This is a genomic window from Aeromonas molluscorum 848, assembly GCF_000388115.1.
Lineage (GTDB): Bacteria > Pseudomonadota > Gammaproteobacteria > Enterobacterales > Aeromonadaceae > Aeromonas > Aeromonas molluscorum.
The window spans coordinates 1-11,853 of record NZ_AQGQ01000123.1; the positions used below are offsets into that span (position 1 = coordinate 1).

Sequence of the window (11,853 nt, forward strand, 5' to 3'; positions counted from 1 at the left end):
TGCACTATGCCTATGCCCTTGAGGGCCGCGTCCACCAGGGCGTGGCCGCTGTTGCACTTGAGCAGGCCACGCACCCGCACGCTGTAGGGGCGAGCATCCAGGGTGAAGTGCCACTCGTCGCCATTGCCCAGCAGGCAGGTATGGCGAGCCAGCTCGGAGAGGCTGTTGGGCATGCCCCGGTGCGCCGTATAGGCCGGGGAGGCGCACACATAAGGCACCCGCCCCGCCAGGCGCCGCGCCACCAGGCTGGAATCCTTGAGGTGACCAAGCCGGATCGCCAGATCGTACCCGTCATGCACCAGATCCAACAGCTGGTTGGTGAGGTTGAGGGTCACCTCCAGGGCCGGATAGCGCACCATGAAGTCGTTCACCAGGGGGGCGATGCGACTCTCGCCATAGGAGACGGGGGCCGTGATGCGCAGCAGGCCCTGGGGCTGGGCCTGATGGCGACCCAGAGCCAGTTCGGCCTCGTAGAGGTTGTCGAGCAGCTGGCGACAGTGGCGGTAGTAGATCTCGCCAAGCTCGGTGAGTCGCACCTGACGGGTGGTGCGCAGCAGCAACTTGGCCTGCAACCTGTCTTCCAGTTGCGCCACCTGTCGGCTCACCTGGGCCACCGACACCCCCAGCTGGCGGGCCGCCGGGGTAAAGCCCCCCTGCTCCGCCACGCTGACAAATTCACAGACCCCTTCCCAGCCGAACATTATTACCTGTCAGTAAAAGTGATTTGATATTTGACCCTATTATCACCAAATGAATGGGAAACTACACTCAGACAGGTTCAAATCGACCTTTTAATTTCCCATTCCAGCGCACAACAAGAGGATCCTTTCATGGCACAGGTACAGAGCATCAAGTGCAAGGCCGCCATCGCCTGGGGCCCGGGTCAGCCTCTCTCCATCGAAGAGATCGAGGTGATGCCGCCCCAGGCCGGTGAAGTGCGGGTGCGCATTGTCGCCACCGGCGTCTGCCACACCGACGCTTTCACCCTCTCGGGCGAAGACCCCGAAGGTGTCTTCCCCTGCATCCTGGGCCATGAGGGTGGCGGCATAGTCGAGTCCATCGGCGAAGGGGTCACCAGCGTCAAGGTGGGGGATCACGTGATCCCGCTCTACACCCCGGAGTGCGGCGAGTGCAAGTTCTGCAAATCCGGCAAGACCAATCTGTGCCAGAAGATCCGCACCACCCAGGGCAAGGGACTGATGCCGGATGGCACCACCCGCTTCTCCAAGGATGGTCAGCCCATCTACCACTACATGGGCACCTCAACCTTCAGCGAGTACACGGTACTGCCCGAGATCTCCATCGCCAAGGTGGACCCGGCCGCTCCGCTGGAAGAGGTGTGCCTGCTCGGCTGCGGCGTCACCACCGGCATAGGCGCCGTGATGAACACCGCCAAGGTGAAAGAGGGTGAGAGCGTCGCCATCTTCGGACTGGGCGGCATCGGCCTCTCCGCCGTGATCGGCGCGCGCCTGGCCAAGGCAGGTCGCATCATCGCCATCGACATCAACGAGAGCAAGTTCGAACTGGCCCGCAAGCTCGGTGCCACCGACTGCATCAACCCGAACGATTACGACAAGCCCATCCAGGAGGTGATCGTCGAGCTCACCGACGGCGGCGTCGACTTCTCGTTCGAGTGCATCGGCAACGTCAAGGTGATGCGCGCGGCGCTCGAATGCTGCCACAAGGGCTGGGGTGAATCCGTCATCATCGGCGTGGCCGGGGCCGGTCAGGAGATCAGTACCCGTCCGTTCCAGCTGGTCACTGGTCGTGTCTGGCGCGGCAGTGCCTTCGGCGGCGTACGGGGTCGCAGCGAACTGCCAAGCTATGTGCAGCGCTACATGCAGGGTGAGTTCCGGCTGGACGACTTCATCACCCACACCATGGCGCTTGAGCAGATCAACGAAGCCTTCGATCTGATGCACGAAGGCAAGAGCATCCGCACCGTCATCCACTACTGAGTCGGGCCGGGCGGGAGCATTCCCGCCCCTCTTTTTTCATCCCAGGCGCCCATTGGCGCAGGAGATCCCCAGATGTCGTTAGATATCATCGCCAGCAACAAGAGCTTCGATGGCTGGCACAAACAGTACCGACATGAGTCAAGCGTGCTCGGCTGCGAGATGCGCTTCGCCGTCTATCTGCCGCCCCAGGCGCTGACCGGCCAGAAGGTACCCGTGCTCTACTGGCTGTCCGGCCTCACCTGCAGCGACGAAAACTTCATGCAAAAAGCCGGTGCCCAGCGCATCGCTGCCGAACTGGGCATCGCCCTGGTGGCGCCGGATACCAGCCCCCGGGGCGAGCAGGTGGCGGATGATGCCGGTTACGACCTCGGCAAGGGCGCGGGCTTCTACGTCAACGCCACCCAGTCGCCCTGGCGTGAGCACTACCAGATGTATGACTATGTCACCAAGGAGCTGCCCGCCCTCATCGAGACCCACTTCCCCATCTCGAGCCGCCGCGCCATCAGCGGTCACTCCATGGGCGGCCATGGTGCCCTCATCGCCGCCCTGCGTGAGCCGGGTCGTTACCGCTCGGTATCGGCTTTCAGCCCCATCAGCCACCCGAGCCGCAGCCCCTGGGGCCAAAAAGCACTGGGTGCCTATCTGGGCAACAACCCCCTGCTGTGGCAGGAGTGGGACAGCTGCCAGCTGCTGCGCCATCACGACTGTCAGCCGCTGCCGACCCGGGTCGATGTCGGCCTGGACGACCCCTTCCTCGATGAGCAGCTCGGCATCGATGCCCTGGCCGAAGCGGCCGAGGCCAAGGGATGGCCCCTGGCACTGCATCGCCACGCTGGCTATGACCACAGCTACTACTTCGTGGCGAGCTTCATCGAGGCGCACCTGCGTTTTCACGCCGAGCACCTGCTCGAGCGAGACTGATCAGCCCGATCATCGGCCCTGAATGCTCGTCCAGGAGCCACACTCCCTGTGGATAGCCCAGGACGACCCCGTTTGAGCAAGGAACAGAACTCAAGGATGAATATCTTTACCACGCTGCGAGCCATGCCGGATCGATTCGAACAGCTGCTGGCTCAGGTGCCCGGTGACTGCCTGAACTGGGAGCCGGCCAACTGGGCCGGCATCCCTTCGGAGCGTTTCTCGGCCCTTGGCCACCTCGGCCATCTGCTGGACATAGAGACCCTGGGCTATCAGGTGCGCATCCAGCGTACCCTGGATGAAACGCTCCCCCAGCTGGTCTCCCTCGATGGCTATCAGCTTGCCCAGGACAATGACTATCCCCATCAGGATCCCGCCGTGCAGCTGGCCCGCTTTCGCGCCGCCCGCACTCACACAGTCAGCTGGCTCCAGGGGCTGCCCCCCTCTGCCTGGGGGCGACGGGCCCATTATGGCAACTATGGGGAGATCACCCTGGATGGCCTGGTGCGCCTGCTGGTCAGCCATGACCACCAGCACCTCGCCGGGATGCAGTGGCTGCTGATGCGGCTCAACGCCGACCAAGGGCTGCACCTTCCCCTCGCCTGAGCCACCATGCAGGCAGGGGCGGGAAGACGACGCAAGCAAGAAGGCGCGCTCTCCCCTGGCGGGCAGGCACAGCAAAGAAAACGGGCCCATCGGCCCGTTTTTATCTCGTCAGCTGCCGCCGGGCTCAGCCCCCTTTGCGCACCAGCTGTCCCACCCCCAGGATCTCGCTCTCTACCTCGGGATCACCCCAGTAGTCTATGCTGCCGGAGCCCGCGATGGTGGCAGTCAGCCTCTGCTCGGCGCGTACCGCCACATCGCCGCTGCCGGCAATGTTGATCTCGACCTCCCGGGCCAGCAGATCCCCGGCGGCGATGCCGCCGGATCCTGCGATGTTGAAGGTGAGGCTGTCGGCATGGCCCTGTCCGAGGGCAAGATCCCCAGAGCCGGCAATGTTGCCCTCCAGGCGCTTCATCTCCAGCCGATCGGTACGTATGCCCCCGGATCCCGCCAGGGAGAGGGTCAGCTCATCCCCCTCGAAGGCGCCTATCTCACCCTGGCTGCCCCCTGCCAGGGCCAGCTCACGCAGGACAGGCAGGGTGATGGTGACCCTGATCCGCTCACCGGGGCTGAGTTGGTATCCCTCCTTGACCTCTATCTCCAGCTTGCGACCGCTCTCGCTGAAGGTCAGGTAGGGCAAGAGGTTCTCCTGACCCTCCACCCGGATCCCGCGCTGTGCACCGGGTACCAGGGTGATATCCGCCGGCACCATGGCCAGTATCCTGTCCACCTTGTCCCCGAGGGGCCGCTGCGTAATGACAGGCGCTCCCTGGCCATGAACGACCTCATCGTCCTGCCAGCTGCACCCTGCCAACCCCAATGCCAGTACCATGGCCACTATCTGTTTCATCTTGTTCATCCTTGCTGCCAGGGGCCCCCATGGGCCTCACCCTTCCCCCTTTATCGCAATCCCCATGCCAAAACATAACAACATGATTTATATGTAAAATTCTCTTGTTCTGCCCTATACCCAAGCAGGGGGAAGCCATTTTCACTACACATTGGCCAGTTTGACCAACCCCATATGGGGGGCAGGCCGCTCCTCAACGACCCCCTGCCAGATCGATAAAAGCGCCGGTGACATAGGAGGCCTCGTCGCCGAGCAGCCAGCGGATGGCGGCGGCGACCTCGACCGGCTCCCCACCGCGCCCCATGGGGAGCTGGGGGGCGAGACGGGCCACCCTGCCTGGCTCGCCGCCATCCCCGTGCATCTCGGTGTGGATAAAGCCGGGACGCACGCAGTTGACCCGGATCCCCTCCCCGGCCACCTCCAGTGCCAATCCCCGGGTAAGCGTGTCGATGGCGCCCTTGCTGGCGGCATAATCCACGTACTCATGGGGCGATCCCAGTCGGGCCGCCGCCGAGGAGACATTGACGATGGCCCCGCCCCGGCCGCCATGACGGTGGGACATGCGGCGGACCGCCTCCCGGCAGCAGAGAAACTGACTGGTGACATTGGTGGTCAACAAGCGGTTGATGCGGGCAGCGTCGAGATCTTCGACCCGGCTCTGAGGCAGCAAGATGCCCGCATTGTTGACCAGGGCATCGAGGGATCCGAAGCGCCGATCCAGAGTCTGAAACAGCCTCACCACCTCCGACTCTTCGGCGAGATCGGCTTGCACCGTGAGGATCTCGGCACCCCGGGCGCTCAACTCTTCGGCCAGCGCCTCGGCGCGGGCCGCTTCCCGCAGATAGTTGAGGCAGAGTCGATACCCCTGCTGCGCCAGCAGCCGGGCCGTGGCGGCGCCGATGCCGCGACTCGCTCCCGTGATCAGTGCCACCTTGCTCATCCTGGACTCCTTGTCGTTAAGCCATTGATCTTGTTTACCATCCTCTTATGCATTCCCGGTTATGTCGTCCGCCTGCGCCAGGCCAAGCAGGGTCAGCGCCAGGGGCCTGACCTGACTCAGGGCCTCGGCCTGCTGATAGCTGTGCGTCATCACGACCGCCCCCTCCAGCAGCAGACACAGCCGGGTGGCAGTCTGCTCGTCACAACCCAGGTTATGGCTCACCCACAGCAGCAGAGCACGCTTGTGCGCCGCCACCAGCTTGCGAACCGGGTGGCGAGGATCACCAAACTCGGCGCTGGCATTGATGAAGTTGCAACCATAGAAATCGCTGCGTCCAAACCAGTCGGCGAAGCCATCGAGCAGGGCCTGCAGCCTGGCCCTTGGCCCCTCAATACCTGCCAGCCGGACATCGAGCAGGGCGAAGAACTCGGCGTCGCGGGCGATCAGCACCGCCTCGATCAGGGCATCCTTGGTAGGAAAGTGGCGGTACAGGGTACGCTTGGTGCTCCCCGCCTCAGCCCAGATCCTGTCGATGCCGGTGGCGTGAAAACCATGACGGTTGAACAGCCGGTAGGCGGTCGTCATCAGTTGCTGCCGTTTCTCACTCATTGCAATTCCCTCTTGAAGTACACCGATCTGTCTACCTAATGTCTCAACCTGGGTCAAGGGACCCACACAAGGAGACGCGAGATGGAGAAAAGACGATGGCAAGCTGCCCTGCTGGCAGGACTGGGGGCCAGCCTGGCCATAGCCCTGCTTGGCTGGCTGGATCTGGATTGGCAGCTGACCCTGCTGATGGCCCCTTTTGGCGCAAGTTGCGTGCTGCTGTTCTCCCTGCCAGAGAGCCCGCTGGCTCGGCCGCAGAACGTGCTGGGGGGTCATCTGCTGGCGGCCGGGGTGGGTCTGCTGGTGCAGCTGCTGCCCCTGCCTCTGGAGCTCAAACTGGCACTCGGGGTAGGCCTTGCCATCGCACTGATGCAGGGCCTGGGGCTGATACATCCCCCCGCTGGCGCCACTCCGTTGCTGGTGCTGCTCACGGCCCAGTCCTGGCCCTTCCTCTGGCAGACTGTGCTACCCGGAGCCCTGTTGCTGATATTGATTGCCGCAGGCTACCGTCGGCTCGGCCACTGGCAGCGACGCGCCCTGACCTGACACTGAAGTACGATGCAAAACAGGGAGGCTTGGCCTCCCTGTTTTGTCTCTTCCCAAGCTCTGGCTGCACCAGCCTGTAAGATAGTCATCCTGGGGCCAGGGCTCGTCTATTGCGGCGAGCCCTCGCCGACGCCGTTCAACTTGACCTCGACCCGCCGATCCGGCGCCAGACAGACGATTAGTTCACGCTTGCTGGCACTGCTGCACTGGTTGGCGGTGACGGGCTCCCGCTCACCCCGGCCTTCCACTTGCATCTTTTCTGCCGGCCAGCCACGGCCGATCAGCGCATCGGCCACGGAGCGGGCACGCAGCGAAGACAGGTTCTGGTTATAGTCATCCGAGCCCAACCTGTCCGTGTGGCCCACCACTGTCGCTATGCCGTCCTGAGGGTTGGCCGCAACGATCTGCTGGAACAGGGTATCCAACGCCTGGTTGGCCTCAGGCCTGAGGCTCGCCTTGTTGAACTCGAACAGCACATCCGAACTCAGGGTGAAGCGCTGCTGCATGATGACGGTGGCGGGGACGACGGCGGCCGGTGCCGGGCTGGCTGCGACCACCTCCTCTTCCCCCTGGCCGAAGCGATAGACCAGCCCCAAGGCAAGCAGGCCGTTATCCAGCTCTATGCCTGACTCGCCCGGGGAGGTACTGCCAAGAGGGGTGCTGTACTGGTACTCGAGGCGCAGAGCCCAGCTGGAATTGAAGGCATACTCGGCCCCCAAGGCGCCGACGAAGGCGGCGCCTTGGTATTTGTTGCCGTTGGCCGACTCGTTGAACTGGCGGCTACTCGTGGTGAGTGCTGCGCTCAGGTCGCTCTCGGTCCAGGCATAGGCGCCCCCGAGCCTGCCATAGAGATCCAGACTCTGGGTCGCGGGGAAGCCGATACGCATGCTGGCCTGGATCATCTGGCTCCTGGCCTCCCCCGCCAACCGGGCACTGATCCCTCCCTCGCTACGCCGACCGCTCAACCGATACTTGCCGAGGTGGTCGTACCCCAGCTCGAAGCCGAGATTGGGGTTAAGCTGATAGCCGACGAACAGGCCCAGACCGAGATCGTCGCCCTGTTCAACGGCACCCACCAGCTTGAATGCCTCATCGATGTCAGGCTCGAAATCCGCCCCGAAATAGTGGGACCAGCCGGCCTTGCCCCCCAGATACCAGCTGTTGTCCAGCGCCTGAGACTGGGCCAATCCACTCGTGCATGTCGCACCTATCAGGGCCGCCAGCAGGGTTCTTGTCATCTTAAGTGCCTCTTCCTTGAGTCATCTGTCTTGGGGTCTGGCGACATGGCAATAATCCAGGCCATGATGCCGGGAGCCGTGCAGGGCCGCCTTCACCAGCCTATCCCATTCGCACCGGGTCTCAAATGACCAGAGATCCCAGAGTGTGAACTGGCTGACAAACAAAACATGAACCCATGGCGCTACGATGGCTGTCCGGCCAAAAAAAGGGCGGGATACCTATGCCTCCCGCCCTTGCTCATGGGGTTAACCCCGTTCAGTTCGACAGGAACAGCCGGTAGGCGGGATCCTCGCTCACCTCTTTCCAGCCGTAGCCCAGCTCGCGCAGGTAGTCGTGGAAGGCGGCCACGTCCTCGTCCGGCAGCTCGAAGGCGCAGAGCACCCGACCATAGTCGGCGCCGTGGTTGCGATAGTGGAACAGGCTGATGTTCCAGCGGCAGCCAAGGGTCTCCAGAAAACGCATCAGGGCGCCGGGTTGCTCCGGAAACTTGAAGCTGTAGAGCCGCTCACCAAGGGGCCGCGCAGGGCGGCCGCCAATCATGTAACGCACATGATTTTTGGCCAGCTCGTTGTCCGTCATATTAACCACGGGGTAACCGTTGCCATTGAGATGGGCTTCTATCTGACTCAACTCTTCGTCACCACCGGTGAGCCGCACCGAGACAAACAGCGAGGCCTGCTCGGCATCCGAATAACGGTAGTTGAACTCGGTCACCATCCGCGAGCCCAGGTTGCGGCAAAAGTCGAGGAAGGCCCCCTTGCGCTCGGGAATGGTCACCGCCAGCATGCCCTCGCGCTTCTCGCCGATCTCGCAGCGCTCCGACACGTAACGCAGGCTGTGGAAGTTGACGTTGGCGCCGGACAGTATGGCCGCCATCCGGCCGCCCTTGACCTGTTCCCGCTCGCTGTACGCCTTGAGCCCCGCCAAGGACAAGGCCCCGGACGGCTCGGCGATGGCGCGGCAGTCGTCGAAGATGTCTTTCAGCGCCGCGCAGATCTGGTCATTGGAGACGGTCACCACCTCATCGAGGTACTGGTTGCAGAGCCGGAAGGTTTCGGTGCCGATGCGCTTGACCGCCACCCCGTCCGCAAACAGGGAGACCCGCTCCAGATTGACCGGCTCGCCAGCCTCCAACGCCGCCTTGAGACAGGCTGAACCCTCCGCCTCGACCCCAATCACCTTCACATTTGGCAGCAGCTGCTTGATATAGACCGCCACCCCGGCGGCCAGGCCGCCGCCGCCCACCGGTACGAACACATGGGTGAGGTGGGTATCCTGCTCCAGCAACTCCTTGCCGATGGTACCCTGGCCCGCGATCACCTCGACGTCATCAAAGGGCGGTATCAGGGTGTAACCCTCGGTTTCTGACAGGCGGCGGCTCTCGGCATAGGCCTCGTCGAAGCTGTTGCCGAACAGCAGCACATTGCCGCCTTGGGCCCGCACCGCATCTATCTTGATGTCTGGCGTGGTCTTGGGCATGACGATGATGGCATGGATGCCAAGCTTGGCCGCCGACAGGGCGACCCCCTGAGCATGGTTGCCTGCCGAGGCCGCCACCACGCCATGAGCCTTCTGCTCGGCACTCAAGGTCGCAATCTTGTGATAGGCGCCGCGCAGCTTGAAGGAGTGCACCGGCTGCAAATCTTCCCGCTTGAGAGCGACATGGTTACCGAGCCGCTCGGACAATCTTTTCAGTGTCTGCAAGGGGGTGACCCGCGCCGCCTCATAGACGGGGGAGAGCAGTATCTTGCGTAGATAATCCGCCGCAGAGACCATGGCTTACTCCTCCAGCTTGCTGAGGTCGCGCCACACCATGCCCTTGTCGGCACAGGATGAGGCGAGCTGCATGTCGTTCAGATAACTTGTCGTAGGGGACATCATCACTCCTCCAGCTTGCTTAAATCGCGCACCGCACCCTTGTCGGCACTGGTGGCGAGCATGGCGTAGGCGCGCAGGGCATAGGAGACCTGACGTTGCCTGTCCAGCGGCTTCCAGCCCCGGGCATCGACGGCGGCGCGGCGAGCCGCCAGCACGCTGTCAGCCACCTCCAGCACCATAGTACGGGCCGGGATATTGATATTGATGATGTCGCCATCCTCCACCAGCCCTATGGTGCCGCCAGAGGCCGCCTCGGGGGAGACGTGACCGATGGAGAGGCCCGAGGTGCCGCCGGAGAAGCGTCCGTCGGTGATGAGCGCGCACGCTTTGCCCAATCCCATGGACTTGAGATAGGTGGTGGGGTAGAGCATCTCCTGCATGCCGGGGCCGCCTTTGGGGCCCTCGTAGCGGATCACGACGACTTCACCGGCTTTGACGGTGCTATCCAGAATGCCCGCCACCGCGCTGTCCTGGCTCTCGAATACCCGGGCCGGGCCACGGAAGCAGAGGTTCTCTTCATCGACACCGGCGGTCTTGACGATGGCGCCATTGAGGGCGATGTTGCCGGACAGTACGGCCAGCCCCCCCTCCAGGCTGTAGGCATTATCCAGGGAGCGGATACAGCCTTCGGCGCGGTCCAGATCCAGCTCTGGCCAGCGACAGCTTTGGCTGAACGCTTTGGTGGTGCGGATCCCGGCCGGGCCGGCGCGGTAAAAATCATGCACCTCTTTATCCTGGGTGCGGCTCACATCATAGCGCTCCAGCAGCTCGTGCAAGCTGGTGCCAAGCACGTTGCGGGTATCGCCATGGACCAGACCGGCTTTTTCCAGCTGACCCAGGATAGCCACCACGCCACCGGCGCGGTGCACATCTTCCATGTGGTACTTCTGGGTGGAGGGAGCAACCTTGCACAGCTGGGGCACCCGGCGGGACATGCGATCGATGTCATCCATGGTGAAGTCGACGCCCGCTTCCTGGGCAGCCGCCAACAGGTGCAGCACCGTATTGGTCGAGCCGCCCATGGCGATGTCGAGTGCCATGGCATTCTCGAACGCCGCTTTGGTGGCGATGTTGCGCGGCAGGGCGCTCTCGTCATCCTGCTGGTAGTAACGGTTGGCCAGGGCGACGATGCGCTGGCCGGCCAGCTTGAACAGCTGCTCGCGATCGGTGTGGGTCGCCAGCATGGAGCCGTTGCCAGGCTGGGAGAGGCCCAGGGCTTCGGTCAGGCAGTTCATGGAGTTGGCGGTGAACATGCCGGAGCAGGAGCCGCAGGTGGGGCAGGCGCTGCGCTCTATCTGATCGCTCTGGGCGTCGGATACCTTGGGGTCGGCGCCCTGGATCATGGCGTCCACCAGATCCAGCTTGATTATCTGATCGGAGAGTTTGGTCTTGCCCGCCTCCATGGGGCCGCCGGAGACAAAAATCACCGGAATGTTGATGCGCAGCGCCGCCATCAGCATCCCCGGGGTGATCTTGTCACAGTTGGAGATGCAGACCATGGCATCGGCGCAGTGGGCATTGACCATGTACTCCACGGAATCGGCGATGAGCTCCCGGGACGGCAGCGAATAGAGCATGCCGCCGTGGCCCATGGCGATGCCGTCATCCACGGCGATGGTGTTGAACTCCTTGGCGACTCCGCCCGCGGCCTCTATCTCCCTGGCCACCAGCTGACCCAGATCCTTGAGGTGCACGTGACCCGGCACGAACTGGGTGAAGGAGTTGACCACGGCGATGATGGGCTTGCCAAAGTCCTCGTCTGTCATGCCGGTGGCGCGCCAGAGGGCACGGGCTCCGGCCATGTTACGTCCGTGGGTGGTGGTGGCGGATCTCAACTTCGGCATTGTCTCTACTCCCTGAATACATGAGCCCTGCTGGGCAAATTAATGATGCGAAACCGTCAATTCGAATCGGTTGTGGCAAAGGACATGGCCCTTGCCATAGCCGACTCGGCACTTGCTCTCTCTTCTGGCCTGGCTATCTGCGGGCGACAACGTCGCCCGCGCTGTCCATCAATCGTCGACCGGGGTGAGCCAGTTCCATTTATCCTCGGTCTGGCCATTGAACAGGCCGAAGAAGGCGTTCTGCAACTGCTCGGTGATGGGTCCACGGCAGCCTGCCCCCACCTGCATTCGATCCACGGAACGCACCGGGGTCACCTCGGCGGCGGTGCCGGTCATGAAGATCTCGTCGGCCACATAGAGCGCCTCGCGGGGCAGTGCCTGCTCGCGCACCTCATATCCGAGGTCTCGTGCGAGCGTCATTATGGTGTCGCGGGTGATGCCGGGCAGGATGGCGGCGGTGGCGGGCGGTGT

The 11,853-nt window shown here is 63.2% G+C and carries 12 protein-coding genes; 4 read left to right on the forward strand and 8 right to left on the reverse strand.

All coding sequences use genetic code 11. The annotated features are described in order from the left end of the window. On the reverse strand, positions 1-701 hold a 701-nt coding region (locus tag G113_RS14760; protein ID WP_005905739.1), incomplete at its 3' end, for a LysR substrate-binding domain-containing protein. 129 nt (positions 702-830) lie between these two features. On the opposite strand from G113_RS14760, the gene G113_RS14765 reads away from it, so the two are divergent. The 3 genes from G113_RS14765 (at position 831) to G113_RS14775 (ending at position 3,482) form a co-directional block, all read left to right on the forward strand. Beyond that, positions 831-1,958, forward strand: a complete 1,128-nt coding sequence (locus G113_RS14765; protein ID WP_005905740.1) for an S-(hydroxymethyl)glutathione dehydrogenase/class III alcohol dehydrogenase — start codon at positions 831-833, stop codon at positions 1,956-1,958. A 72-nt stretch (positions 1,959-2,030) separates the two neighbouring features. Next, complete coding sequence (gene fghA, locus G113_RS14770) at positions 2,031-2,879, forward strand: S-formylglutathione hydrolase (RefSeq protein ID WP_005905741.1); 849 nt, start codon at positions 2,031-2,033, stop codon at positions 2,877-2,879. A 96-nt stretch (positions 2,880-2,975) separates the two neighbouring features. Next, complete coding sequence (locus tag G113_RS14775; protein ID WP_005905742.1) at positions 2,976-3,482, forward strand: DinB family protein; 507 nt, start codon at positions 2,976-2,978, stop codon at positions 3,480-3,482. A gap of 124 nt (positions 3,483-3,606) precedes the next feature. On the opposite strand, the gene G113_RS14780 is transcribed toward G113_RS14775, so the two are convergent. From G113_RS14780 to G113_RS14790, 3 genes are all read right to left on the reverse strand, one after another. Next, positions 3,607-4,329, reverse strand: coding sequence for a head GIN domain-containing protein (locus G113_RS14780; RefSeq protein ID WP_005905743.1), 723 nt, complete (start codon positions 4,327-4,329; stop codon positions 3,607-3,609). A gap of 193 nt (positions 4,330-4,522) precedes the next feature. After that, on the reverse strand, positions 4,523-5,269 hold the full coding sequence (locus G113_RS14785; RefSeq protein ID WP_005905745.1) for an SDR family oxidoreductase: 747 nt from the start codon (positions 5,267-5,269) through the stop codon (positions 4,523-4,525). Between the two features lie 45 nt (positions 5,270-5,314). After that, positions 5,315-5,878 (reverse strand): TetR/AcrR family transcriptional regulator, encoded by a 564-nt coding sequence (locus tag G113_RS14790; protein WP_005905748.1) that lies wholly within the window; start codon positions 5,876-5,878, stop codon positions 5,315-5,317. An 81-nt stretch (positions 5,879-5,959) separates the two neighbouring features. Between G113_RS14790 and G113_RS14795 the strand changes: the two genes are divergently transcribed. Beyond that, positions 5,960-6,421, forward strand: a complete 462-nt coding sequence (locus G113_RS14795; RefSeq protein ID WP_005905750.1) for an HPP family protein — start codon at positions 5,960-5,962, stop codon at positions 6,419-6,421. Positions 6,422-6,528: 107 nt separating this feature from the next. Here the strand turns inward: G113_RS14795 and ompA are convergent, their stop codons facing one another. The 4 genes from ompA to G113_RS14815 form a co-directional block, all read right to left on the reverse strand. Then, positions 6,529-7,659 (reverse strand): porin OmpA, encoded by a 1,131-nt coding sequence (gene ompA / locus G113_RS14800; protein ID WP_005905752.1) that lies wholly within the window; start codon positions 7,657-7,659, stop codon positions 6,529-6,531. A 256-nt stretch (positions 7,660-7,915) separates the two neighbouring features. Then, positions 7,916-9,436: a threonine ammonia-lyase, biosynthetic gene (ilvA, locus tag G113_RS14805; protein ID WP_005905754.1), complete on the reverse strand. Its 1,521-nt coding sequence runs from the start codon at positions 9,434-9,436 to the stop codon at positions 7,916-7,918. A 104-nt stretch (positions 9,437-9,540) separates the two neighbouring features. Further along, positions 9,541-11,382, reverse strand: a complete 1,842-nt coding sequence (gene ilvD / locus G113_RS14810; RefSeq protein ID WP_005905756.1) for a dihydroxy-acid dehydratase — start codon at positions 11,380-11,382, stop codon at positions 9,541-9,543. A 168-nt stretch (positions 11,383-11,550) separates the two neighbouring features. Then, the coding region (locus G113_RS14815) for an aminotransferase class IV (RefSeq protein WP_005905758.1) at positions 11,551-11,853 on the reverse strand (303 nt) is incomplete at its 5' end.

Bases quoted from the DNA above. Each gene is read 5' to 3' on its own strand.
- fghA (WP_005905741.1), top strand. From the start codon at position 2,031: ATGTCGTTAGATATCATCGCCAGCAACAAGAGCTTCGATGGCTGGCAC.
- G113_RS14785 (WP_005905745.1), bottom strand. From the start codon at position 5,269: ATGAGCAAGGTGGCACTGATCACGGGAGCGAGTCGCGGCATCGGCGCC.
- G113_RS14775 (WP_005905742.1), top strand. From the start codon at position 2,976: ATGAATATCTTTACCACGCTGCGAGCCATGCCGGATCGATTCGAACAG.
- G113_RS14790 (WP_005905748.1), bottom strand. From the start codon at position 5,878: ATGAGTGAGAAACGGCAGCAACTGATGACGACCGCCTACCGGCTGTTC.
- G113_RS14765 (WP_005905740.1), top strand. From the start codon at position 831: ATGGCACAGGTACAGAGCATCAAGTGCAAGGCCGCCATCGCCTGGGGC.
- ilvA (WP_005905754.1), bottom strand. From the start codon at position 9,436: ATGGTCTCTGCGGCGGATTATCTACGCAAGATACTGCTCTCCCCCGTC.
- ompA (WP_005905752.1), bottom strand. From the start codon at position 7,659: ATGACAAGAACCCTGCTGGCGGCCCTGATAGGTGCGACATGCACGAGT.
- ilvD (WP_005905756.1), bottom strand. From the start codon at position 11,382: ATGCCGAAGTTGAGATCCGCCACCACCACCCACGGACGTAACATGGCC.
- G113_RS14780 (WP_005905743.1), bottom strand. From the start codon at position 4,329: ATGAAACAGATAGTGGCCATGGTACTGGCATTGGGGTTGGCAGGGTGC.
- G113_RS14795 (WP_005905750.1), top strand. From the start codon at position 5,960: ATGGAGAAAAGACGATGGCAAGCTGCCCTGCTGGCAGGACTGGGGGCC.